The organism is Pseudomonas sp. Root401, from assembly GCF_001425105.1.
Lineage (GTDB): Bacteria > Pseudomonadota > Gammaproteobacteria > Pseudomonadales > Pseudomonadaceae > Aquipseudomonas > Aquipseudomonas brassicacearum.
In genome coordinates this window covers 61,859-85,153 of record NZ_LMDO01000013.1, presented here as the reverse complement: position 1 = coordinate 85,153, position 23,295 = coordinate 61,859, and the positions used below count along the sequence as shown (strand labels likewise).

Sequence of the window (23,295 nt, the reverse complement as noted above, 5' to 3'; positions counted from 1 at the left end):
GGGTTGACCCTATGTGTCGCAAAAGTTGTTGAGGTACACTCAGGTCATTGCGAAAACCGTCTTTTACGAACCAACTGTTTAGATCCTGCGAGGTTTGCCATGGCTGACTACAAAGCGCCCCTGCGCGATATGCGCTTCGTCCTCAATGAAGTGTTCGAGGTCGCGAAACTCTGGGCCCAATTGCCGGCGTTGGCCGACACCGTGGATGCTGAAACGGTCGAAGCGATCCTTGAAGAAGCCGGCAAAGTCACCAGCAAAAGCATCGCGCCCCTCAGCCGCGCCGCTGACGAAGAAGGTTGCCACTGGGCCGACGGCGCCGTCACTACGCCGGCAGGTTTCCCACAGGCCTACAAGACTTACGCTGAAGGCGGTTGGGTCGGTGTCGGCGGTGACCCGGTGTACGGCGGCATGGGCATGCCCAAGGCCGTTTCGGCCCAGGTCGAGGAAATGGTCAACTCCGCCAGCCTGTCTTTCGGCTTGTACCCGATGCTGACCGCCGGCGCCTGCCTGTCGATCAATGCCCACGCCAGCGAAGAACTGAAAGCGGCGTACTTGCCGAACATGTACGCCGGCGTCTGGGCCGGTTCCATGTGCCTGACCGAGCCTCATGCCGGTACGGACCTGGGGATCATCCGCACCAAGGCCGAACCCCAGGCCGACGGTTCCTACAAGGTCAGTGGCACGAAGATTTTCATCACTGGCGGCGAACACGACCTCACCGAGAACATCATTCACCTGGTGCTGGCGAAACTGCTGGACGCGCCGGCAGGCCCCAAGGGCATTTCGCTGTTCCTGGTGCCCAAGTTCATGGTCAATGCCGACGGCAGCCTGGGCGCGCGCAACGCGGCCAACTGCGGGTCGATCGAACACAAGATGGGCATCCAGGCGTCCGCGACCTGCGTGATGAACTTCGACGAAGCCGTGGGTTATCTGGTGGGCGAGCCTAACAAAGGCCTGGCGGCGATGTTCACCATGATGAACTACGAGCGCCTGGGGGTTGGTATCCAGGGCCTGGCCTCCGGTGAGCGTTCCTACCAGAACGCCATCGAATATGCCCGTGACCGCCTGCAAAGTCGTTCACCAACCGGTGCGCAGAACAAGGACAAGGTCGCTGACCCGATCATCGTCCACCCCGACGTGCGCCGGATGCTGTTGACGATGAAGGCCTCGAACGAAGGCGGTCGAGCATTTTCCACCTACGTGGCGATGCAACTCGATACCGCCAAGTTCAGCGAAGACTCAGTCACGCGCAAGCGCGCCGAAGACCTGGTGGCGTTGCTGACACCGGTGGCGAAGGCCTTCCTGACCGACCTGGGCCTGGAAACCACCGTCCATGGTCAACAGGTGTTCGGCGGCCACGGTTACATTCGTGAATGGGGCCAGGAGCAACTGGTGCGCGATGTGCGTATCACCCAGATCTACGAAGGCACCAACGGTATCCAGGCGCTGGACCTGGTGGGGCGCAAGATCGTCGGCAGCGGCGGTGCGTTCTACAAGTTGTTTGCCGATGAAATCCGGCACTTCACGGCCACCGCGAACAGCGATCTGGCGGAGTTCATCAAACCGTTGAACAGCGCTGTCGACACGCTGGACGAGTTGACCGACTGGCTGCTGGACCGGGCGAAAAGCAACCCGAACGAAATCGGCGCGGCGTCGGTGGAGTACCTCCAGGCGTTTGGCTACACCGCGTATGCCTACATGTGGGCGCTGATGGCCAGGGCGGCCTTGGGCAAAGAAAGCCAGGATGATTTCTACGCGAGCAAACTGGGCACGGCGCGATTCTATTTCGCCCGCCTGCTGCCGCGTATTCATTCCTTGAGCGCTTCGGTCAAGGCGGGCAGCGAGTCGCTGTTCCTGCTGGAAGCCGGCCAGTTCTGAAATCATGACGATGTGTAAGCATTCTCTTACACATCGTGCTGGCGTTTTCCCTCTATCGGCGGATTGGATCCAGGGCTAATCTAGCTTCCATGGATGTAGCGCAGGACGCGCAAAGTAACAACACGGACACGTAGGATTCTGCCAGGACGGCGGAGTGAAATGGATGTCAGGGAAACAGTCTGCAAAGCCCCGCTTCGGCGGGGTTTTCTTTTGGTGCGCCCAGCATGGGCGCAATCTTGTGGGTGAAAGTCCCGCCGTAAGCTGACCACAGCGAATGAAGTGAAGCGCAACTGCATGAGGGTGACCGAGTGTGGGGAGGAAGCGTGGAGCGAAGCCGTGAGCCGATGAACAAGAACCGGATATAAGGCGAAGCCGACCAGGGTAAGCGGGCCAAAAACCGCGAAACTCTTGTGGTCAAAGGGCGGCAGCGTAGATCCGGCGGCTGTGCGGTGAAGGATTGCGTTCTTACCTGGGGAGATCTCGCCTTATGCCTGAAAGGGCGACGGTGCAAACCGGAGCGAGAAGTCAGCAGAGGTCGTAGTAGTTTTTTTTTTGACGAAGGGCCGAACGAGAGAAAGCGTCATAGGCCATGTTGATGCGAAAGACCGGAAGTCAGATGCCTGCCAAACGCGGGGCGGATGTGAGGGACGCGAGCGGTGAAGCCGTGAGTGCCTCCATCAGCGACGAGGTCAATTGCCCGCAAGATGAATCCTACAACGCAGGGCAAGGGCTGCTGGAACGGGCCTTTGCGAGAGCGAACCTGAAACGGGCCTGGAAACGAGTCAGGGCCAACAAAGGGGCTGCTGGAGTCGACGGTCTGAACATTGAGCAGACTGCCGAACACTTGCAGAGCCGATGGCCTGCGATTTGCGAACAGCTTCTTTCAGGCGTCTACCGGCCCAGCCCGGTACGGCGCGTGGTCATTCCCAAGCCTGACGGCGGCGAACGCAAGTTGGGCATTCCAACGGTTACCGACCGGTTGATTCAACAAGCATTGCTGCAAGTCTTGCAGCCACAGCTCGATCCGACCTTCAGTGAACACAGCTACGGCTTTCGTCCGGGGCGCAGTGCGCAGGACGCCGTTTTGGCGGCTCAGCGGCATGTGTCTTCAGGGCGCAGAGTGATGGTGGATGTTGATCTGGAGAAGTTCTTCGACCGAGTCGACCACGACATCTTGATTGACCGTTTGCGCAAACGGATTGCGGATCAGGCGGTTATCCGACTGGTTCGAGCGTATCTGGATGCGGGAGAGCTGATCAACAGTGCGGTTGAGAAAAGCCGCACGGGGGCGCCGCAAGGCGGCCCGCTGTCGCCGTTACTGGCGAATGTGCTGCTGGACGAAGTGGATCGAGAGCTTGAACGTCGAGGCCATTGCTTTGTGCGCTATGCCGACGATGCGAATGTGTATGTTCGCAGCCAGAAGGCTGGGCAGCGAGTGATGGTTCTGCTGAAGCGTCTGTATGAAAAGCTGCACTTGAGCGTCAACGAGAGCAAGAGTGCGGTGGCGAGTGCGTTTGGTCGCAAGTTTCTGGGATATGCCTTCTGGGCCTCTCAAGGCAAAGCCAAGCGAGCCGCCTCATTTAAAGCGCAAAAGCAGTTCAAGCAGCGGATACGCTGGTACACCCGACGCTCATGTGGTCGCAGTTTGCAACAGATCGTCGATGATCTGCGCCTTTACATTTTGGGTTGGAAAGCTTATTTCGGACTGTCGCAAACCCCAGCCGTCTGGCGCGAGCTGGACGAGTGGATACGACACCGACTACGAGCGATCCAGCTCAAGCAATGGAAGCGTGGCACGACGACCTACCGGGCGTTGCGGGCACTGGGGGCGAGTGTGGAAGTCGCGAAGAAGATCGCGGGGAATGCTCGCCGTTGGTGGAACAACAGCCGGTATGAGCTGAATCGTGTGCTGAGTATCGCTTGGTTCGACAGCTTGGGATTACCGCGTCTCTCCTGACCTCAATCCCTCGAACCGCCCGGTGCGGACCCGCATGCCGGGTGGTGTGGCAGGGGAACGGCCTGTGAAGGCCGTCCCCTATGCCGATCCTGCGTTTTTTGTTCCTGGCAGGCGCCCCACCGGGGCTGCTTCTGGTTGCGTTTCACTGAACCCTGGCAAGCGGTCTGGGGTCAATGAGCTATGTGGCAATTTGGCCATCGTCGATCAGGGAGTCATCCATGGATTTCATTCGCATCATTATCGCCATCCTGCTGCCACCACTGGGGGTGTTCCTGCAGGTCGGCTTCGGCGGGGCTTTCTGGCTGAATATCCTGCTGACGTTGTTGGGTTATATCCCTGGCATCGTCCATGCGGTGTACATCATCGCCAAGCGCTGAGAACCTGGCGCGAGTTTAAAAATTTGTTGGGAGCCCTGTGGGAGCGAGCCTGCTCGCGATAGCGGTGTATCAGTCGATAGGGATGTTGACTGGACCACTGCTATCACGAGCAGGCTCGCTCCCACATTGGTTTGGCATCTCCCTATGTGGGGCCATCCATCACCTTGCGATAGAACAACCACTCATGCTCCAGCGCATGGGCCTGGTTCGCGGCCTTGCGAAAACCATGGCGCTCATCGGGATAGTAGTGCGCCTCGACCGCCACGCGGTTGGCCTGTAAAGCACTGACCATGTCGCGGGTTTGCTGCGGTACCACCACGGCGTCCAATTCACCCTGGAAAAAGATCACCGGCACGCGGATGTTCCCGGCGTGCAACAGCGGGGTGCGGGCGTGATAGCGTTCGACGTCCTGTTGCGGATCGCCGATCAGCCAGTCCAGATAATCACCTTCGAACTTGTGCGTGGCACGGCTGAGGGCGACAGGATCGCTCACGCCATAGAGGCTGGCGCCGGCCCGGAATACATCATGGAACGCCAGGGCACAGAGCGTCGTGTAGCCACCGGCACTGCCACCGCGAATGAACGCACGTCGGCCATCGACCAGGCCTTGTTCGTCCAGATACGTGATCACCGCGCAGGCGTCCTCGACATCCACCACGCCCCAATTCAAATGCAACGCCTGCCGATAGGCCCGGCCATAGCCGCTGCTGCCGCGGTAGTTGAGATCGGCGACGGCAAAGCCACGTTGGGTCCAATACTGGATACGCGGGTCGAACAGGGGATAACAGGCCGAGGTGGGGCCGCCGTGAATGAACACCACCAATGGCGGCTTTTCGGGTGCGTTCATGGCCGGGTAGAAGAACCCGTGGGCCTCCCCTGAGGCGGACGGATAGCGCAGGGTGCGAGGACGGCTGATCTGTTCGACGGGCAATGGTGTGACGCCGCCGGCCAGCACGGCCACTTCGTGGCTATGCCGCTCAATGGCAATGATCGCCGATGGCCGGGTCGGCGAGGCTGCAACGGCGTAGATGAACCGTTCATCCAGCGCCAGGCTGCGAAAGCGGGTGTAGGTGTCGGTGAAGTCCTCATCGGCATCGGCATCGTCACCGTGGCACAGGCCCAGGCGCCCGAAACCCGCTTCGGTCCAACTGGCCAGGTACGTGTGTTCGCCCAGCGGCAGCCAGGTGCAGCCAGCCAGTTGCCACGGCGCTGGGGCGTGATCGGCTTGGGCGGCAGGCAGCGGCTCCAGGCCCTGGGCCGACTCCACCCAAGGCTGCCAATAACCACCGCGATCAGTCAGGCAATAAAGACGACTGGTCGCATCGAAGCGCGGTTGCTGGATGGACTCTTCTTCACCGTTGCCCGCGACACAGCGCGGCGCACCCCAACCCGAAGCGTTGCGCTCGGCCAGCATCAAGCGCGTTGCGGTCCAGGGTTGATGTGGGCCGCTCCACTCAATCCAGGCGAGCCGCTGGCCGTCCGGGCTCACGGTCGGCGAAGCATAGAAATCTGCACCTTCGGCCAGCAGATGCCGCTGTTGATCCGCCAAGCCGATCGACACCAGGCGATGCTGGTTGGCCTGTTCTTCCACCGCCAATACCTGGCCGTCGGCAAAGCTCAGATCCCCATAACGGCTGTCACCCGAGGTCAGGGCTACGGGGCGTTCGTCGTTCAGCGATTGGTGGTACAGCTGCTGGTCGGCCTCATTGACGAACAGCACGCCGTCATGGCTCAGGCAGAATGATCCGCCGCCGTATTCATAGACCCGGCTGCGCGCGCTGAACCCGTCCGGTGTCAGGCAGCGGGGCATGGCGTCTTGCCAATGCCAGATCCGGCAGGCGCCGTCTGCGGGGCGGTATTCATTCCAGAACAGGCCCAAAGGTCCGAGCTGCAGTTCGGCGAAGTCGGTGCCGGCGGCGACGGCCTGGGCGGCGCTGAAAGGCTCAGCCTTTGGCGATGAGGCGCGAGTTTCGTTCATTGCGAAAGGCCAATTGTTCGATGGTTTGCGTGGCGTGCTCGGCGTCTTCCCGCGCCTTGAGAATCACACCGTGATGTTCAGACTTGCTGCACACCGGGTCGGCGTTGCTGGCGTCGCCCGTGAGCATGAATGCCTGGCAGCGGCAGCCGCCGAAGTCTTTTTCTTTTTCATCGCAGGAGCGGCACGGTTCGCGCATCCAGTCATAACCGCGGAAGCGGTTGAAGCCGAACGAGTCGTACCAGATGTGCTGCATGCTGTGGTCGCGCACATTGGGAAATTGCACCGGTAGCTGGCGGGCACCGTGACAGGGCAATGCCGTGCCGTCCGGTGTGACGGTGAGGAAAATGCTGCCCCAGCCATTCATGCAGCCCTTGGGGCGTTCTTCGTAGTAGTCCGGCGTGACGAAGATCAGCTTGCACGGGTTGCCTTGCGCTTCCAGCTTGGCGCGATATTCGTTGGTGACACGCTCGGCGCGTACCAGTTGCTCCCGGGTGGGCAGCAGGCCGACGCGGTTGAGCTGCGCCCAGCCATAGAACTGGCATGTGGCGAGCTCGACGAAGTCGGCTTCCAGGGCGATGCACAGCTCGATGATGCGATCGATCTTGTCGATGTTGTGCCGATGGGTCACGAAGTTCAGCACCATCGGATAACCGTGGGCCTTTACCGCCCGGGCCATTTCCAGTTTTTGCGCGAAGGCTTTCTTCGAACCGGCCAGGAGGTTGTTCACCTGCTCGTCGCTGGCCTGGAAACTGATCTGGATATGGTCCAGGCCGGCCTTCTTGAAGTCGCTGATTTTCTGCTCGGTCAAGCCGATGCCGGAGGTGATCAGGTTGGTATAAAAACCCAGCCGGCGTGCCTCGCCGATCAACTCGGCCAGGTCCTGGCGCACCAACGGCTCGCCGCCGGAAAAGCCCAGCTGCGCGGCGCCCATATCGCGGGCTTCGCGAAAGACCTTGAACCACTGCTCAGTGCTCAGCTCCTGGCCCTGCTCGGCGAAGTCCAGCGGGTTGGAGCAGTACGGACATTGCAGCGGGCAACGATAGGTCAGCTCCGCCAGCAACCACAGCGGCAAGCCGACTTCAGGCTTGGGCGGCAGGCCCGTGTTCTCAGGCAAGTTCGATCCAGTGCTGTGCACGGGCGACCTCCATGAATTGCTCGATGTCGTCACCGAGTTCCGGCACGGCGGGAAACTGCTTCGCCAACTCGCCGATGATGGCTGCGACATCCCGTTCACCATCGATCAAGCCACCGATCAGCGAAGCGCTGTCATTCAGCTTGATCATGCCTTCAGGATAGAGCAGCACGTGGCCTTTCTGGGCCGGTTCGTACTGGAAACGATAGCCGGTGCGCCAGCGCGGGGTTTGGCTGCGGTCGAAACTCATAAGGTAATTCCTTTGTGCCAAACCCGTTGCTCGGTCACGCTGTGGTAGGGCGGGCGGTTCAATTCATAGGCCATGCTCATGGCGTCGAGCATGCTCCAGAGGATGTCCAGTTTGAACTGGAGAATCTCCAACATGCGTTCCTGCCCTGCGCGAGTGGTGTAGTGCTGCAAGGTGATCGCCAGGCCATGTTCCACGTCACGCCGGGCCTGGCCCAGGCGGGTGCGGAAGTATTCATAGCCGGTCGGGTCGATCCAAGGGTAATGCTGGGGCCAACTGTCCAGGCGCGATTGATGGATCTGCGGGGCGAACAGTTCGGTCAACGAGCTGCTGGCGGCTTCTTGCCAGCAGGCCCGGCGGGCGAAGTTGACGTAGGCATCCACCGCAAAACGCACCCCGGGCAGCACCAGCTCCTGGGAGCGCAGTTGATCGGGGTCCAGGCCCACCGCCTGGCCCAGCCGCAGCCAGGCTTCAATGCCGCCGTCTTCGCCGGGAGCGCCGTCGTGGTCGAGCAGGCGCTGGATCCACTCGCGGCGAATTTCCCGGTCCGGGCAGTTGGCCAGGATCGCGGCATCCTTGAGCGGGATATTCACCTGATAGTAAAAACGGTTCGCGACCCAGCCCTGGATCTGCTCACGAGTCGCGCGGCCTTCATACATCGCCACGTGATACGGGTGATGAATGTGGTAATACGCGCCCTTGGCACGCAGCGCGGCTTCGAACTCGGCGGGGGACAGGGGGGTGTCAGTCATTTGGGGTCTCCGGGGAATAACCGCTGGGGTTGGGGTGCCTGGTTTGGCCTCTTCGCGAGCAGGCTCGCTCCCACACTGGTTTTGCTATGAATCAGATATCCAGTACGACTCGAGCTACGGTGGGAGCGAGCCTGCTCGCGATAGCGTCCTGTCAACCAGCATCAACCTTGACTGACACACCGCAAGTTCACTCCACATTGGTTCCGCCCTTCCTACAACTCAATACTCATTCCGTCGTAAGACACTTCAATCTTTCGACGTACAAGTTCAGCCCGCTCGGGCGAGTCTTCGTCCAGGATCGGGTTGGTGTTGTTGATATGGATAAGGACCTTGCGCGGCCCAGGTACTTGTTCCAGTACTTCCAGCATACCGCCTGGGCCATTCTGGGCCAGATGGCCCATTTCCCGGCCAGTGCGGGTACCGACGCCACGGCGCTGCATTTCATCGTCGTCCCACATCGTACCGTCCACCAGCAGGCAATCGCTGCCGGCCATGATCTCCAACAACGACTCGTCGACCTTGCCCAGGCCCGGGGCATAGAACAGCTTGCCACCCGTGCGCAGGTCTTCGACGATCAACCCGATGTTGTCGCCCGGATGCGGGTCGAAGCGATGCGGCGAATAGGGCGGCGCGGCGCTGCGCAGGGGCAGTGGGGTGAAGCGCAGGTTCGGGCAGGCGGCGATGGTGAAGCTCTGGTCGAGTTCGATGCGATTCCAGCTCAACCCGCCGTTCCAGTGGGTCAACATGTTGAACAGCGCAAAGCCCGTGCTCAGGTCTTCATGGACCATGTCGGTGCACCAGACTTGATGCGGGCAACCTTCACGCAGGCTGAGCAGGCCGGTGGTGTGGTCGATCTGGCTGTCCATCAGGATGATCGCGCCAATGCCGGTGTCGCGCAGGGCTCGGCCCGGCTGCATCGGGGCGAACGCCTGGAGCTGGGCGCGAATGTCCGGGGAGGCGTTGCACAGCACCCAGTTCACACCGTCATCGGACAGGGCGATGGACGATTGGGTGCGCGCCTGGGCCCGCAGGCTGCCGTCGCGAAAACCTGCGCAATTGGCGCAGTTGCAGTTCCACTGGGGGAAACCGCCACCGGCGGCAGAACCTAGAATCTGGACGAACATGGCTGCTCCATCTGCAAACCGAAATAAAAACGCCTCGGCTGGCCGAGGCGTAGTGCTGCGTGCTTAACCGCCTGCAGCATTCAACGGCTGGCGAAGTACATGGTGACTTCGAAACCGATACGCAGGTCGATATATGCGGGTTTGGACCAAGACATGGGAATACTCCTTTGGTTGGGATGCTTTCGTTAGATAGAACGGTTGAGACCTATACATATAGTCCACCTCCGTTCGGAGATGTTCAGATGCTTAGGCGCCTATGTTACTAAATCTGACATCTTCGTTCGTCGTGATTCTCGAAGAAAGCTCATTACGGCCGCTGCAATGATCATTGCGCCGCTTGCCAGCGCTCTCCCGGGCAGGCTCCGTTGCTCAGGCAATACCGTCCCCCTTCAGCCTCGATGAGGCGTTGGGCAGCCATTTGTAGCTGGGTGCGATCCAGGCACACGATGGCAGCGGACAGTTGCTCAAGATAATCCGACGGGCGGCCGGCCAGCTTGCCCTGCCAGAGTAGTTCGGCGGCCTGGGCGCAGGGCAGGGCGGTGCTCTGGAGTTGGGCGGCAAGCGCCTGCTGCTGGCCGGTCAGGCATGAGTCATCAAGCTGCTCGATCAGCGCCGGTAACCCGTCCAGGAATTGCTCGATGTGGGCGTTCAGTTGCGTCGCCGAGAGGCTGGGCGATTGGACGCCGAACAACATCCCGGTTTGCCCGTCGATCTGCTTCAACCCGCTGAATACCGCATAACCCAACTGCAACTCGACGCGCAGGCGCTGGTAGAACGGCGTCTGGCACAGCTGTGCCAGCAATCGCCAGGCGGCTTCGTCGGCCAGTGTCGGGGTGGCTGTCGGGCAAAACAGCAATACGGCCGGTTCTTGGCCGTGAGTCCGGAGCGTATGCCAGAGGCGTTGCCCGCGAGGCGCCGGCGCCTCGCGGGCTTCATCGCCGGCGATGCCCGGCACCCGGGCCAACGCGGGGCCCAACGCCCCTTGGGTGGCTGACGACAGGCCGATGGACAGCCCGTCCCATCGGGCCGTTGTCCACACGTTTTGATCACTGTCGGACAGTGGCAACGCTGATGTTTGCCGGCGCTGATTCGGCAGCGCCTTCAACAGCTGTCGAATCGGCATCGGCGGGCTTTCGTGACCGGCTTGGGCCATTGGCAGCGGTTGCGCAAGCTTCGTCAGAAGGTGTTCAAGTACCAGCGGTATCGGCGCCTGCAAGCCGACCAGTTTCAGCAGCCATTGATCAGCGCAGGGCTCGAGGCTGACGTCCACGCCGGCCTGGCGAGCATCCTCTCGCACCTCCTGCAGGTGCCGGTCGAGCCTGGATTGAAAGTCCAGCGGTGCCTGGGTCGTCAGTTGCCAACGCAGGTACACCGCGCCTTCACGACCGTTGTCCGGCAGCGCCTGGCTGAACTGCATGGGCGAGCGTTCCCGGCGACCCCGGGAACGGTCCTGGGCGAAGGTTCGCAAGCCGCGGTGGGCGCTGGTCTGGCCGCGTATCAGCCCCGCGCGGGGGGCTTCGCTTGGTGTTTGCAGGAACGGATTGGGCGCGGGCAATTGCCATTGTCCCGCGACGTTATCGGCAGGGTGCAGTTGCTTGAGGATTTCCCTGAGCCTCACGAGATCGTTTGCCAACAGCGGCCCGTCACGTCCTTCACAATCCCAGCGGGCCAACTGCAAGGCCGATCCTGTCTCCTGTCGGCGCCGCAACAGTGCGGTGAACTCCTGGCGCAACGGCGCCCAGTCGCCCTGGGTGGCAAAGAACCCCAGCCAGTCGTGCAGCAACGGCTGGATCTGCGCCGCTGCCGGAGCGTTGGCGTGCTTGAGTTCGATGTGCAGCAGCGCCTGCCCGGCAAACTCATACAGCGCGGTGGCCTTGAGGCTGTCAGCCAGGCCGCGCTGACGCAACGTGGCGAGCAAGCCGCCCGGTTTGCTGGAGTTCAGCCACGTACAGAGAAAATCCAGGGCTTGAGGCGAGGCGGCAGGCAAGTCTTCGAAGGCGAACAGCAGATCGAGGCAACCCTCGCGGGCCTGTTGATAACTCGTCTGGGACGATGCCATCAGCTTTGGCGGTGCCGGCCTGGCAAGCGCTTCGCCGGCAGGCATGTGGCTGTCGAACTGTTCAGCCAGCCCTTTCAAGGCGTCGATGCTTTGCGGACCGGCCAGGCTCAGGGTCATCTGGCCGCTCTGGTAAAAACGGCGATAGAAGTCGTGCAATGCGCTTTGGAATTCGCCTTGCGTCACTGTCAGGCTATCGCGATTGCCGGCATGAAAACCCCGCAGTGGATGGGTCGCCGACAGGCCGTCATGCAAGGCAAGCTGGCGCTGGGCTGCAGCATCCTGGGACCAGGCGATGAACTCGGCGTGCAGCACTTCCCGTTCGCGCAATTGATCGGCTTCATCCAGGCGTGGGTGGGCAAGCATGTCCCACAGCCGTTCGAGTCCTTCGGAGAAAGTTGCGGGTGGCAATTCGAAGAAAAAATCCGTGGTGCGTTCGCTGGTGCGCGCATTGACCTGGCCGCCGTGTCGCTGCACGTAGGCCATCAGGTTCTCCCCTGCGGGAAAACGCTCGGTGCCGAGGAAGAACAGATGCTCGAGCAAGTGCGCCAATCCCGGCCAGGCCAGGGGCGCGTCATGGCTGCCAGCCGCGACTCGCAGTACGGCAGCGCTGCGCTTGAGGCCTGGGACGTGACGCAATGTCACCCGCAAGCCGTTGGCCAGGGTTTCAGTGTGGGGGCGGAGGGAGTCGGGGGCCGGCATGAGCGCTTCCAGGACAAAGATGCGCTCATGCTAGCGGATTAGGCCGCGTTCTCAATCCTCAATCAGTGTTTGTGCAGGTCGTCGTAAAGCTCGGGGCGGCGATCGTGCAGGTAGTTGTAGGCCGCGCGGGAGTCTTCCATCAGTTGTCGATCCAGTTCTCCGACGATCAAGGCCTCATCCAGCCCCGCAAGGGCCGGGCGGCTGCCATTCGGTGCGGCGATGCTGCTTTGGCCGCAGTACTGCAATTCACCTTCGTGGCCGCAGTAGTTGGCGTACGCCACGAAACACTGGTTCTCGATGGCCCGGGCACGCACGGTGACGTCGGCGATGAACTCGTAAGGTTGCATGTTGGCGGTCGGCACCAGGATCAGCTCGGCACCGGCCAGGGCCAGGCGGCGGGCATTTTCCGGAAATTCCAGGTCGTAGCAGATCAGGAGGCCTAGCTTCCAGCCATTGAGCTCCACGATAGGCAATGCGGCGTCGCCGGCGCTGAACATGGCGTGATCGAGGTCACCGAACAGGTGGCTCTTGCGGTAGTTGGCCAGGCGCTCGCCCTGGGCGTCGATCAGCTGCACGGCGTTGTAGATCTGCCCGTCTTCGCCGCGTTCAGGGTAGCCGTAGACAATCGCCAGGCCGGCGGCCTTGGCAATGCGGGCGATCTGTTGCGCCCACTCGCCGTTGTAGACCTCGGCCAATACATTCACCGCGTCGACGCCGATGTTGTAGCCGGTCATGAACATCTCCGGCAGCACCAGCACATCGGCGCCCCTGGCTTCCAGCGCCACCTGGTGCAGGCGTTGCAGGTTGCCGGCCGGATCCAGTGGCAGCGGTGGGCATTGGTAGAGGGCTACACGCATCGAAAACTCCTTTTATTCGGGCAGGGCGATCGGACCGATCTCGTGGAACACATCACCTGGACCCGGGTTCTCGGCGTGAGTTTCACCGCCGAAGTGTTTCATGATTCCCCACACGGCATTGAGTGAGGTCTGTACCGCGCCTTCGACCCAGGCCGGTGTCCATGAGACGTCATCGCCGGCGATAAAGATCCCGCGTTGTTCGGCCGGCATGTCGTCCTGCATGAAATGCGCATACATGCGCTGGTTGTAGCGATAGTGGCCGGGCAGGGCGCCCTTGAACGCGCCGAGGAAATGCGGGTCGGCTTCCCAGGACACGGTGATCGGATCGCCGATGATCCGGGCGGCGATGTCCACCTTGGGATAGATTTTCTTCAGGGCATCGAGGGCCAGCTTCACGCGTTTTTCCACCGGGTGCGGGAGCATTTTCAGCGCGTCGCTCATCCAGGAATACGACAGGCAAATCACCCCTGGCTTGTCGTCTCCGTTGTCGAACAGATAGGTGCCACGGGTAAGACGGTCGGTCAGGGTCATGCTCATCAGGTCGCGGCCGGTCTCCGGGTCCTTGTCCTTCCAGAATGGCCGGTCGACCATCACGAAGGTCTTCGACGATTGCATGTAGCGGGTACGGTCCAGGGCCATCCACATTTTTTGCGAGAACAGCGCTTCTTCACATTCGATCTGGGTGGTCAGCAGCCAGCTCTGGCAGGTGACCAGCACCGCGGCGTACTCGCGGGTGTTGTCCCAGACGTCGGTCACGCTGAACCGGCCATCAGCCGCGCGGGCGATGCGCTTCACGCCGCTGCGTGGGGCACCCAGGTGCAGCGAATTCAGGCTGGTCCCTTGCGGCCAGTGCGCGCAGCGTTCCGGCACGTGGTTCCAGATGCCGTGGGGCACCTGCTCGACGCCGCCGACCACCAGATGCTGGTGATCGTCGCAGTTGGTCATCACGACACGGAAGATTTCCAGCATCGAATTGGGGAAGTCCGAATCCCAGCCGCCGGTGCCGAAACCGACCTGGCCGAACACTTCGCGGTGCTGGAAAGAGAGCTTGGCGAAGGCCTTGGAAGTGGCGACGAAGTCGTAGAAGGTGCGGTCGTCCCACAGTGGCACCAAGGTGTTCCACAACTCCTTGAGGCGTGGCACGTCGCGGTCGCGGATCGCTTGCTGGATCTCACCAAAGCGCGAGCCATCCTCCAGCGCATCGGCCCAGGCGTCGGCGACTTCCTGGAACAGTGCGGGAAGGTCCGCCAGTTTCTGTGCGTAGTAGGTCTGGCCTTCCAGGTCGATGACTGTGCTGCCGGACGCCGGGGTCAGCGGGTTGGGGAACGGTTTGGTCTCCAGGCCCAGCTTGTCGACGTAATGGTAGAACGCGGTGGAGGACACCGGAAAACGCATGCCGCCCAGCTCGGCGATCACCCCTTCGGCGCCATTGAATGCTTGTGAGCGCAGGCGCCCACCCATCTTCGACGCCTCGTAGACCACGGGTTTGAGACCCAGCTTCATCAGCTCGTACGCCGCCACCAGACCGGCGATCCCGGCACCGACAATCGCTACTTCGGTACCGTGGTTGTGGGCGGGAATGTTGCCCAGGCCAGCCGGATGCTCGATCCAGTCGTCAAAGGCGAAAGGAAAGTCCGGCCCGAAAATGGTGATGGGCTTCTTACCGTCTGCTGGGTGGCGGTTGTTCTTGTTCATGGCTGACCTTGATGGGCGACTCGACGCGGTGTTCGCGTCTGAGTATAGGAAAGATGCCAGCCATTCTAGGGAGGGTGGAACACGTTAATAAGACACAATATGTCGTCGTTTTGAGTATGTGACAGTCATTTTGACCTATTCATAAATCACAATGACGAAACCGGTTCCCTATGGGAGCGAGCTTGCTCGCGATAGCGGTATATCAGTCCATGAAGGTGCTGAGTGAATTAACGCCATCGCGAGCAAGCTCGCTCCCACAGAAACGCCCCCTAACAATTGTCTGCGCGATCAACAGCAACAGATACCCGCCGAAACTCCTATGGTTATTCCCTTGAGGTTATATATCCTGGGTGGCATATTTGTATGAAATGGGGCGTTGAATACACTGACGAATTTGAGTTGTGGTGGGACCGTCTCAGTGAGTCGGAGCAAGACTCGGTACAGGTCTCGGTGATGTTGCTCGGCGATACCGGGCCGTATCTGGGCTTTCCTCACACCAGTGATATCAAAGGTTCGCGTCATGGCAACCTTCGTGAGTTACGGGTGCAACATGCAGGTAGGCCTTATCGTGTGCTCTATGCGTTTGATCCACGACGCTGCGCCATCCTGCTGATCGGGGGAGACAAAACCGGCCAGGACCGTTGGTATCAGCAATATGTGCCTTTGGCCGAACGCCTCTATGACGAGCATTTGGAAGTATTGAAGAGAGAGGGCTTTGACCATGGCTAAGAAATTTTCCGATTTGATGGCGCGTCGTTCGCCTGACTCCCAGGCGCGTGCTCAGGCTCTGTATCAGCAGTTGCGTGCAGAAATGCCGTTGCACGAGTTGCGTCAGGCGCAGGAGTTGAGCCAGGAGGCCTTGGCCAAGGCTCTGCATATCAACCAGGCGGCAGTCTCGAAAATGGAGCGCCGTACGGACATGTACATCAGCACATTGCGCAACTACATCCGGGCCATGGGGGGGGAATTGGAGATTATCGCGACCTTTCCGGAGGGGCAGGTCCGGATCGAAAATTTCTCCCATCCAATACCATAACTTGCGTTGTTCGCTGTGGGAGCGAGCTTGCTCGCGATAGCGTCGGTTCAGTCAGCACTTTCATGGGCTGACAGACCACCATCGCGAGCAAGCTCGCTCCCACAGGTTAAGTGACGCAGGGCTTAGACTGGCTGGCCTCGATCGATCTTGCTGCTGAGGATGATCGAGGTGGTGGTCTTCTCCACGCCGTCCACGCTGCCGATCTGGTCCAGCAACTGGTCCAGCTGTTCTGGCGAGTCCGTGCGCAACCAGGCGACATAGTCGAACTCACCGCTGACCGCGCACAGCTGCTGGACCTGGGCCATGGCGCTCAAGCGCCGCAGCACGTCCTTGCCGGAACGCGGCTGGACCTTGATGCCGACGTAAGCCTGCAAGCCGCCGTCAATCACTCGTTGCCCCAGGCGCACGCCATATCCGGTAATCACCTTGGTCTTTTCCAGGCGCGCCAGCCGCGAGGTCACGGTCGTGCGGGCGATACCCAGTTGCCGGGCGAGCATGGCGACGCTTTCCCTGGCGTTGATTTGCAGCGCCGCGATCAGCTGCCGGTCGATTTCGTCGAGGACGGGAGGGCGGGTGTCAGTCAAAGTGGGCTCCGGCGCAGGCATTCGATGGCGAGCATGTTACAGGCTCTCACGTGCGAAATAGCCAATGGCAGGCAAAGCCAGTGCGCGCCAGGCGGGGGCCTGGTGTACCTGTGAAGCCCTGAACCAGAAACCGTCCTGGCAAACCAGCTGTTCGGTGGGCAGCTGCAACAAGAGGTCCAGTGAGAACGACTGCACTGAGCCTGGGTCGTCATTGTCTTGCGCTTCCCAATCGCGCTCGAAACACCGGACATGCAGCTGCTCGGCGTCGAAGCTTTCAAACAGCGGCCGGTTGCCCAGCCACTGCGGATGCACCCGCAACGTGTGTTCCTGGACATCCAGGAGCAGCAATTGCCAGCCTCGATAACTTCCACACTGTTCTGTCACATCGGTTGCCATGCAGGTCAGGGCCAGGTAGCGGCTATCCGTCGACCAGATCATCGACGGTGCCAGGTCGACCAACACGCAGCCTGAGGCTGTCAGCAGATGGCCTCCGAGCCGGGGCGTCTGCGCGCGCACCCAACTGTCGGCATATTCCGTTTCGCTGCCGAACAACCAGGCGGCATCCTGACGGTCGGGGGCGGGCTGGATGAAGTCACCGTCGGCGTTGGCCACTTGCGGACGATCCACCAGGCGCCAGGGGGCGACGCTGTGCAGTTGTGAGTTTGTCACCTGCAGGTCCACGGTGTTGTAGAACAGCCGGGATTGCTCGCTGGGACGAAAGAACGAAGGAGCGCTGCCGATCGGCGGCGCCGGGATGTTGAAGCGTTGCAGCGCGCTGCTGTCCAGGTCGTGATCAAGACGACCGGCCACCACTGCCAGACTCAACCGGCCATCCCGAAAATCGAGTATCCGTTCCACCCACATGGCGGGGCCTTCCAGCAGGCGTCGATCCTTCACATCTGCAATGACCGCATGGGTGGTCACTGTCGTTGAGTCTGCAAAGGGCAGCAGTGCCAGGTAACGCCCGCAGTCAGACACGCGATGATCCAGCAGCCAACTGCCTGGCAAGTGCCAATCACCGATCTGGCAGCGATAACCGCCAAGCCCCTCGCGATTGTCGCAAAGCCAGGTCAACTGAGCGCATGCGCCACCCAGCATCGGCTGTGTCTCGATGGGCGAGTCACCGCGCAGGCCCCGGCTGTCCAACGGCATCACAATGGCCGTGCGGGTCAGTGTGAATTCAGCGACGTTTACCCGACCCTGGGCGTCATGACCGGCCTGGGTTTCGGTGTCGCTGTGGATGCTGTCCAGACGGTAGCCATACCGGCCGGAACCCGGTCGCGGATAGTCGAGGTACGCGCCGATATGCACATGGTGCGCGTCGAGGCTCAGCAATTCATGCCAGTAGAAGGACGGTTCAGCAGCACTCTTCAACCACGGCAACGGCAAGGCGTGCCAGCCTTTGTCGAGCTGCCACAACCAATACTGGTCGCCATCTGCTTGAGGATCCCGCGCCTGGGCCAGGCACACCAGGGCGCGTTGATCACTGCTCCACACCAACGGCGCATCGGCCGCCATCAGCAGGTCGGACGGCTGCCCGTTGACGCTGACGGTGTAGCGCGGTGAACGCAGTGGTTCCAGTGGCTGGGCCAGGTCACGAAAGGTCGAGGGCAAAAAAATATTGCCCTGCAGGCATTGCCGGCCATCAACGGAGCGTCGTTCGAAGGTTTGCTCAGGATGACAATCGGACTCCAGCCACAGATCGCCGACAGGCACCAGGGGGGTGACGCTGGCCGTTTGCAACAGCTCATCGAGCCGGGTTTCGCGAACGCTGTTATCCACCAGTGGGCTATGGCGTCCGCTTAACAGGTCGAGGTCAAAAGCGTCCAACTCCCAGAGTTCGCTGTCGGCGCAGCGGTACAACTGGCGTTGCTGACGGTCGAGCACCACCAGTCCCCATGTCTGTCGGGACGGTACCGGCGCCGCGAAATAGCGCCCGTCGCTGGAGAACACGGCCGAAGAGCCCAGGCCTTGCAGGAGCACTCCGTCGGGGAACAGATAGTCGCAATAAGTCGGGCCGCCCATAGCGATTTCGCCGTGGTTGAACGTCCGGATTGGCTCGCCTTCAGGCGTCAGTTGCGGTTCGTTTCCTCCCCAGGCGCTGGCGCCCTCGCTGGAGGCAGGCGCCAAACCCAGGCGCCGCTCCCAGATACTGACACACGCCAACCCGCCGACGATGCTGGCAATGGCCGCCAGGATGCCCCACCACTCAGGCAAGGCCCTACCCATGCTGAAGCCCATGCCGAACACGGCGCCGATCATCAGCCGGGCACAGCCTCGACCGATCGATAGCCAGCCCAGGCGCGCGGCAAGCCCCATCAGCAGGCCGAAGAACAGCACCACCAATAAAGCCAGCGCCGGTGGCAGCAGCGTGACGAAAAAGGCCGGCACCAGCAGGATGCCGAGTTGCCAGAACAGGTCAAGAAACAGTCGAGAGAGGCTGGGGCTGGCGATGATGGGGGTCTCGGTGAGGAAGCTGAAGGCGCTTAGGTGTGGAGGGTGAACCTCACAGAGTATTACTGCAGGTCAGTACAGGGACAAGGTCGGGGAGCGGTTGGTTGCCAGAGTTGCTATGGCGATCAAAAAAACGTCAGCCTTCAAAGCTGAATTCGACAAAAAACCAGACCTTGATGGGTCTGGTTTTAGGGGGGCGGCATCTAAACAGCTCGAGTGCTCACGCCTCGGCACTGTACAAGTGGCGATTAAAAGTCGAAGAACACCGTTTCTGATTCACCTTGCACATGAATGTCGAACCGATAAACCAACTTGCCATCGAGCGTGGAGCGCTTGGCAATCAGGGATTCGCGACGTGGCAACTGCTCGATCAGACCGAGGATGGGGTCCACGGCGTTCGCCTCGGATTCGTCGTCGAAATACAGGCGGGTCTGCAAGTGAATGTTGATCCCGCGAGCAAACAAGGAAACGTTGATATGCGGGGCCATGGGAACACCTGCAGCGTTTTTCACGCTGCCGGGTTTTACGGTCTTGATGATCCACGCGCCGTCGTCGGCGGTGGCAGTACGGCCAAAACAGTTGAAGGGCTTTTCCAGATCGTATTCGGTGTCGTAGACGCCTTCTGGATTCGCCTGCCAGAACTCGAGAAACGCGTCACGAATCAAATGGCCGTTGCCGTCATACACGTGGCCCATCAGTACGATGTGCTCACCGGGCGCGCCAGGCTTGGCCATTTCATTCCAGATTTCCTGTTCCCGCGGCGGATTACCAGCCGCCTCCAGCGCCAGGCCGATATGCACATAAGGGCCGGCAGTTTGCGAAGGGGTTTCAGGCAGAAGTTGAACGGACATGCGCATGCCTCCTCAGCGGTTTTCGAAGTGGGTCTTGCGCTGTCCGCGCAGAACAATATCAAAGCGATAAGCCAGGCAATCCATAGGATTGGCCATGCTCATATCAAGCTTGGCGATCAGGCTCTGCACCGCTTCCTGACTCGTGATCGTCTTGACGATCGGGCACATGGGAATGAGCGGATCGCCTTCGAAATACAGTTGAGTTATCAAGCGCGTGGAAATGGACGGGCCACTGATGGAGACATGGATGTGGGCCGGCCGCCAGTCATTGGGGCCGTTGCGCCACGGGTAGGGCCCCGGTTTGACCGTACGGAAGCTGTAGTTGCCGTCACGATCAGTCAGCGCGCGGCCGACCCCGCCGAAATTTGGATCAAGCGGCGCCAGATAGCTGTCTTTCTTATGCCGGTAACGACCACCCGCATTGGCTTGCCACATTTCCACCAAGGTATGGGGAATCGGTTTGCCGAATTGGTCACAGACCCGGCCCGCGACGATGATGCGTTCGCCGATGGGCAAGCCTCCGTGATTGAAATTGAGCAGCAGATCGTTATCGTGCTGGCCCATTTTCAGATGGGAAAAATCCGGCCCGCTGGTTTCCGACAGCGACTGGGGAATACTCACCAGGGCCTGGCGCGGTGAACGCAGGATCGAAGTCTTGTAGTCAGGTGTCAGGGCTTTGGGGTGCCAATTACGGTCACGAATGACGAAGCGGCTGTCATGCGCATCAGACATGTCGATTTTTCCTATTGTTATGGTTTGGCAAAGGCAAGCGCTGCGTTGGCAGCGACTGGTAGCCCAGTTTCCTCTTGCGCGGCCCAACCAGAAATTGAAAAAACCGACTTGATCCATATCCAAATGGTTATGGATATTTTCCTTCGAGGTATTCCTGGCCGACTTCGCGAAGTACCTCCATGCACCACTGTGCCTGGGGTGTCACCGGCAACGCGGGATTTGTGCACAGCCCCACGGAACCGCCTGGTTCCCGTGCCCCTAATTCCAGCTCCACCAAAGCGCCTTGTTTCAAGTCCTGCCGGACCGCGTCGAAAGGCGCAACCCAGATGGCCTGGCTGCATTGTACGTAGCGTCGACTCAACGCGACCGATAGGGTTTCCAGGCGTTGGCGTGATGGGGTAATGCCGTGCTGAACAAACAGGGCGTCGGCGAATTTACGGATGGTCGTCCCCGCCAATGGAAGCACCCAGGGATAGTCTTCGAGATTCCTGTGCCCCTGTGGATTCGCGAGCACAGGATGGTCGTTGCACACCACCAGGGTCATGGACTCGCTGTAGAGGTGTTCGAACGCCAGCCCATGAATCAATGGGCTATCGGTCATTCTGCCAACCACCAGGTCCAGTTCACCGACGCGCAGTTGCGATAGCAAATGCGCACTGGGGCCGGTCACCACGCTGATAACCAGGGCCGGATGTCGAGCATGCAGTCGACAGACAACCTCAGGGACCAACAGGCTTTCAACCGTGGACAGCACGCCAACGCTAATGGCAACGGGCTCGTGGACACCAGCGCGCAGGCTGTTGACCCCCTCGCGCAGCGCTTGCACGCTCGGCCCCGCATATCGCAGAAAAGCTGCGCCGGCTTCCGTCAGCGTCGCCCCCTTCTTGCTTCGTTCGAACAACACGGCGGCCAGCAACGTTTCCAACTCCTTCAGCGTCTTGGAAAGCGCTGGTTGGCTGATTGCCAGTTTGTCTGCCGCACGGGCCAGGCTTCCCTGGCGCGCCACTTCGAGAAAACACACCAGATGACGGAATTTGATGCGTGTGTCGATGTTCAATCGGGTCGCTGCCTTCAAGGGACTTGGGATGCGCAGTGTGTGTGCTGCGGGTTGCCCCGCGTAGGCCACTTTTCCAACAGTATCAGCCTTGCTTGTCTGTCTGCTCTGCGCATCACGTCCTGGCGTGAAAAGTTTTGCAGAAGGTGAGCACACCAGCCTCGAGGGATATTGGCTTTGATTTTTTAGAAGGTTAGGTATACGTTACATTCACTCTATTTTGTCGCGTATACAGGACATGGATTATTCCCTCATCATCGTACGTCTGGGCGAGCAGGTTCGACAGCGCCGCCTGAATCGCGGCCTGACCCAGGCTAATCTCGCTAACTTGGCGGGTGTCACTCGGCAGAAGGTCATTGCCATCGAAAAGGGGGACCTGTCGGTGGGGATGCTTGCCTATGCGCGAGTCCTGGGGGCCCTGGATTGTGAATTTGCCATGGTGCCGGCTGCAATGCCTACGCTTGACGAGATCCAAGGAGTGTTCGACTGATGACAACCTTGCGGGTTGCAACGCCTGAGGGCGACAGCGGGAGGATCCTTGGCAGCGGCGCAGACTATCTGTTTCGTTATCGCGAAGATGCTAAGGCACAAGCGGCGATCAGTTGATTGATGCCTGTGCGCCTGGATGAATACCGTCATCGGGAGCTGCACCCGATCTTCCAGATGAATCTGCCGGAAGGTTACGTCTTGGAGCAGCTACGAAACCGTCTGGCCAAGGTAACGAACGTCGATCCCATGCTGCTGCTTGCGTTGTCTGGCAGCAGCTCGCCTATCGGGCGGGTAACGGTGAGTTCACCTGAGGTCGATGCGCTTCTACTACGTCAACAATTTCCTGGAGAAAGGCTGGATGAAATCCTGGCCTGGGATGGTGCGCAGGATATTTTTGCCGACTTGGTGGAACGCTATGTCCTGCGCGCCGGGATATCGGGCGTTCAGCCCAAGGTGCTCGTGCCAGAGCGCCAGGATGGTGCTGCGCAGCGGCTCACCTCGAAAACCTCCGACCTGATTATCAAGAGCGGCCGGGACGAATTTCCGGGGCTAGCGATTAATGAGTTCCTCTGCATGTCTGTAGCCAGAGAGGCCGGTATAACGGTACCGGAGTTCTACCTTTCCGATAATGCCAAGCTGTTCGTTATGCGTCGCTTCGACCGAGATGAGCAACTTAATCCCATCGGCTTCGAGGATATGGCTGCATTGATGGGGCTTGCTGCGGAGCAAAAGTACAGCAAGAGCTATTCAGCTATTGCCAAAGCCATCCGTCTATTCTGCCCACCCGAACAAGTGCAGGGTTCCCTGGCCCAATTATTTGCCACCGTGGCCTTGAGCTGCATCGTCGGCAATGGTGACGCTCATTTGAAGAACTTCGGGCTGCTCTATTCCGACCCCACCCAGCGTGATGCGCGGCTGGCACCTGCCTACGATATCGTCAACACCACAGCCTATATTCCAAGGGACGTATTGGCGCTTGATCTTGTCGGCAACAAGTCGTTATTTGCCTCGCGACAGGGGCTGTTGGACTTCGCGCGGGTATGTGATGTTGCCCGGCCAGAAGAGGTAATCCACAAGCAGTTGCAAGCACTGGAACAGGTGCTGACCCGCGCGACTGACCTTTGTGAGCAGGCGCCGAATGTGGTCTTGGCCATCAAGCAGTGTGCAGAGCCGTTTATGAAAACCTTCGCCTAGTGCGCAAAGTCCACAGTCTCAAAAACGACAAAGCCGCGCAATGCGCGGCTTTCGAATTGGTGGGCCCACACGGACTTGAACCGTGGACCAAAGGATTATGAGTCCTCTGCTCTAACCAACTGAGCTATAGGCCCTCAGTAGGTCGC

General features: G+C 60.3%; 20 protein-coding genes, 1 tRNA gene and 1 pseudogene. 7 read left to right on the top strand and 15 right to left on the bottom strand.

Annotated features, from left to right (window positions below):
• The first annotated feature begins 99 nt into the window (after positions 1-99).
• The 3 genes from ASC85_RS13215 (at position 100) to ASC85_RS31155 (ending at position 4,212) form a co-directional block, all read left to right on the top strand.
• Positions 100-1,878: an acyl-CoA dehydrogenase C-terminal domain-containing protein gene (locus ASC85_RS13215; protein ID WP_057449643.1), complete on the top strand. Its 1,779-nt coding sequence runs from the start codon at positions 100-102 to the stop codon at positions 1,876-1,878.
• A gap of 589 nt (positions 1,879-2,467) precedes the next feature.
• A complete protein-coding gene (gene ltrA, locus ASC85_RS13210) occupies positions 2,468-3,835 on the top strand; it encodes a group II intron reverse transcriptase/maturase (protein ID WP_082534372.1) in 1,368 nt (455 codons plus the stop codon).
• Positions 3,836-4,053: 218 nt separating this feature from the next.
• On the top strand, positions 4,054-4,212 hold the full coding sequence (locus tag ASC85_RS31155; RefSeq protein WP_003177654.1) for a YqaE/Pmp3 family membrane protein: 159 nt from the start codon (positions 4,054-4,056) through the stop codon (positions 4,210-4,212).
• Positions 4,213-4,354: 142 nt separating this feature from the next.
• On the opposite strand, the gene ASC85_RS13205 is transcribed toward ASC85_RS31155, so the two are convergent.
• The 9 genes from ASC85_RS13205 to ASC85_RS13170 form a co-directional block, all read right to left on the bottom strand.
• Positions 4,355-6,190, bottom strand: coding sequence for a S9 family peptidase (locus tag ASC85_RS13205; protein ID WP_057449641.1), 1,836 nt, complete (start codon positions 6,188-6,190; stop codon positions 4,355-4,357).
• Positions 6,156-7,325: a pyrroloquinoline quinone biosynthesis protein PqqE gene (gene pqqE, locus ASC85_RS13200; RefSeq protein ID WP_057449640.1), complete on the bottom strand. Its 1,170-nt coding sequence runs from the start codon at positions 7,323-7,325 to the stop codon at positions 6,156-6,158. Before pqqE ends, ASC85_RS13205 begins: the two co-directional genes overlap by 35 nt.
• The gene (gene pqqD, locus ASC85_RS13195; protein ID WP_057449639.1) at positions 7,297-7,572 is read right to left on the bottom strand and encodes a pyrroloquinoline quinone biosynthesis peptide chaperone PqqD; all 276 of its coding nucleotides are present in this window, start codon (positions 7,570-7,572) and stop codon (positions 7,297-7,299) included. Before pqqD ends, pqqE begins: the two co-directional genes overlap by 29 nt.
• Positions 7,569-8,321: a pyrroloquinoline-quinone synthase PqqC gene (pqqC, locus tag ASC85_RS13190; protein ID WP_057449638.1), complete on the bottom strand. Its 753-nt coding sequence runs from the start codon at positions 8,319-8,321 to the stop codon at positions 7,569-7,571. Before pqqC ends, pqqD begins: the two co-directional genes overlap by 4 nt.
• A 212-nt stretch (positions 8,322-8,533) precedes the next feature.
• Positions 8,534-9,445: a pyrroloquinoline quinone biosynthesis protein PqqB gene (gene pqqB / locus ASC85_RS13185; RefSeq protein ID WP_057449637.1), complete on the bottom strand. Its 912-nt coding sequence runs from the start codon at positions 9,443-9,445 to the stop codon at positions 8,534-8,536.
• Between the two features lie 80 nt (positions 9,446-9,525).
• The gene (gene pqqA, locus ASC85_RS31150; RefSeq protein ID WP_003177660.1) at positions 9,526-9,600 is read right to left on the bottom strand and encodes a pyrroloquinoline quinone precursor peptide PqqA; all 75 of its coding nucleotides are present in this window, start codon (positions 9,598-9,600) and stop codon (positions 9,526-9,528) included.
• 170 nt (positions 9,601-9,770) lie between these two features.
• Positions 9,771-12,203, bottom strand: coding sequence for a pyrroloquinoline quinone biosynthesis protein PqqF (gene pqqF, locus ASC85_RS13180; protein WP_057449636.1), 2,433 nt, complete (start codon positions 12,201-12,203; stop codon positions 9,771-9,773).
• Positions 12,204-12,265: 62 nt separating this feature from the next.
• Positions 12,266-13,060, bottom strand: a complete 795-nt coding sequence (locus ASC85_RS13175) for a carbon-nitrogen hydrolase family protein (RefSeq protein ID WP_057449635.1) — start codon at positions 13,058-13,060, stop codon at positions 12,266-12,268.
• Positions 13,061-13,072: 12 nt separating this feature from the next.
• The gene (locus ASC85_RS13170; RefSeq protein WP_057449634.1) at positions 13,073-14,755 is read right to left on the bottom strand and encodes a flavin monoamine oxidase family protein; all 1,683 of its coding nucleotides are present in this window, start codon (positions 14,753-14,755) and stop codon (positions 13,073-13,075) included.
• 363 nt (positions 14,756-15,118) lie between these two features.
• Here ASC85_RS13170 and ASC85_RS13165 point away from each other — a divergent pair, with 363 nt between their 5' ends.
• Together ASC85_RS13165 and ASC85_RS13160 are read left to right on the top strand one after the other, a co-directional pair.
• Positions 15,119-15,484 carry a type II toxin-antitoxin system RelE/ParE family toxin gene (locus tag ASC85_RS13165; RefSeq protein WP_057449633.1) on the top strand — a complete coding sequence of 122 codons (366 nt, stop codon included), beginning with the start codon at positions 15,119-15,121 and terminating at the stop codon, positions 15,482-15,484.
• Positions 15,477-15,791 carry an XRE family transcriptional regulator gene (locus tag ASC85_RS13160; RefSeq protein ID WP_057449632.1) on the top strand — a complete coding sequence of 105 codons (315 nt, stop codon included), beginning with the start codon at positions 15,477-15,479 and terminating at the stop codon, positions 15,789-15,791. Before ASC85_RS13165 ends, ASC85_RS13160 begins: the two co-directional genes overlap by 8 nt.
• A gap of 122 nt (positions 15,792-15,913) precedes the next feature.
• Here the strand turns inward: ASC85_RS13160 and ASC85_RS13155 are convergent, their stop codons facing one another.
• The 5 genes from ASC85_RS13155 to pcaQ form a co-directional block, all read right to left on the bottom strand.
• The gene (locus ASC85_RS13155; protein ID WP_018607342.1) at positions 15,914-16,375 is read right to left on the bottom strand and encodes an Lrp/AsnC family transcriptional regulator; all 462 of its coding nucleotides are present in this window, start codon (positions 16,373-16,375) and stop codon (positions 15,914-15,916) included.
• A 36-nt stretch (positions 16,376-16,411) separates the two neighbouring features.
• Positions 16,412-18,766: a hypothetical protein gene (locus tag ASC85_RS13150; protein WP_236712350.1), complete on the bottom strand. Its 2,355-nt coding sequence runs from the start codon at positions 18,764-18,766 to the stop codon at positions 16,412-16,414.
• A gap of 311 nt (positions 18,767-19,077) precedes the next feature.
• Positions 19,078-19,680 carry a protocatechuate 3,4-dioxygenase subunit alpha gene (gene pcaG, locus ASC85_RS13145; RefSeq protein WP_057449630.1) on the bottom strand — a complete coding sequence of 201 codons (603 nt, stop codon included), beginning with the start codon at positions 19,678-19,680 and terminating at the stop codon, positions 19,078-19,080.
• 12 nt (positions 19,681-19,692) lie between these two features.
• Entirely contained in the window at positions 19,693-20,412 is a 720-nt protein-coding gene (gene pcaH, locus ASC85_RS13140) for a protocatechuate 3,4-dioxygenase subunit beta (protein ID WP_057449629.1), read from the bottom strand.
• Positions 20,413-20,539: 127 nt separating this feature from the next.
• Positions 20,540-21,469 carry a pca operon transcription factor PcaQ gene (pcaQ, locus tag ASC85_RS13135; RefSeq protein ID WP_057449628.1) on the bottom strand — a complete coding sequence of 310 codons (930 nt, stop codon included), beginning with the start codon at positions 21,467-21,469 and terminating at the stop codon, positions 20,540-20,542.
• Between the two features lie 235 nt (positions 21,470-21,704).
• Here pcaQ and ASC85_RS13130 point away from each other — a divergent pair, with 235 nt between their 5' ends.
• Both ASC85_RS13130 and ASC85_RS13125 read left to right on the top strand, forming a co-directional pair.
• On the top strand, positions 21,705-21,956 hold the full coding sequence (locus ASC85_RS13130) for a helix-turn-helix transcriptional regulator (protein ID WP_057449627.1): 252 nt from the start codon (positions 21,705-21,707) through the stop codon (positions 21,954-21,956).
• Positions 21,956-23,149 (top strand): annotated as a pseudogene (locus ASC85_RS13125) (type II toxin-antitoxin system HipA family toxin). The gene ASC85_RS13130 and the pseudogene ASC85_RS13125 overlap by 1 nt, the downstream one beginning before the upstream one ends.
• 57 nt (positions 23,150-23,206) lie before the next feature.
• On the opposite strand, the gene ASC85_RS13120 reads toward ASC85_RS13125, so the two are convergent.
• Positions 23,207-23,283: transfer RNA gene (locus ASC85_RS13120), tRNA-Ile, on the bottom strand.
• Positions 23,284-23,295: the final 12 nt, after the last annotated feature.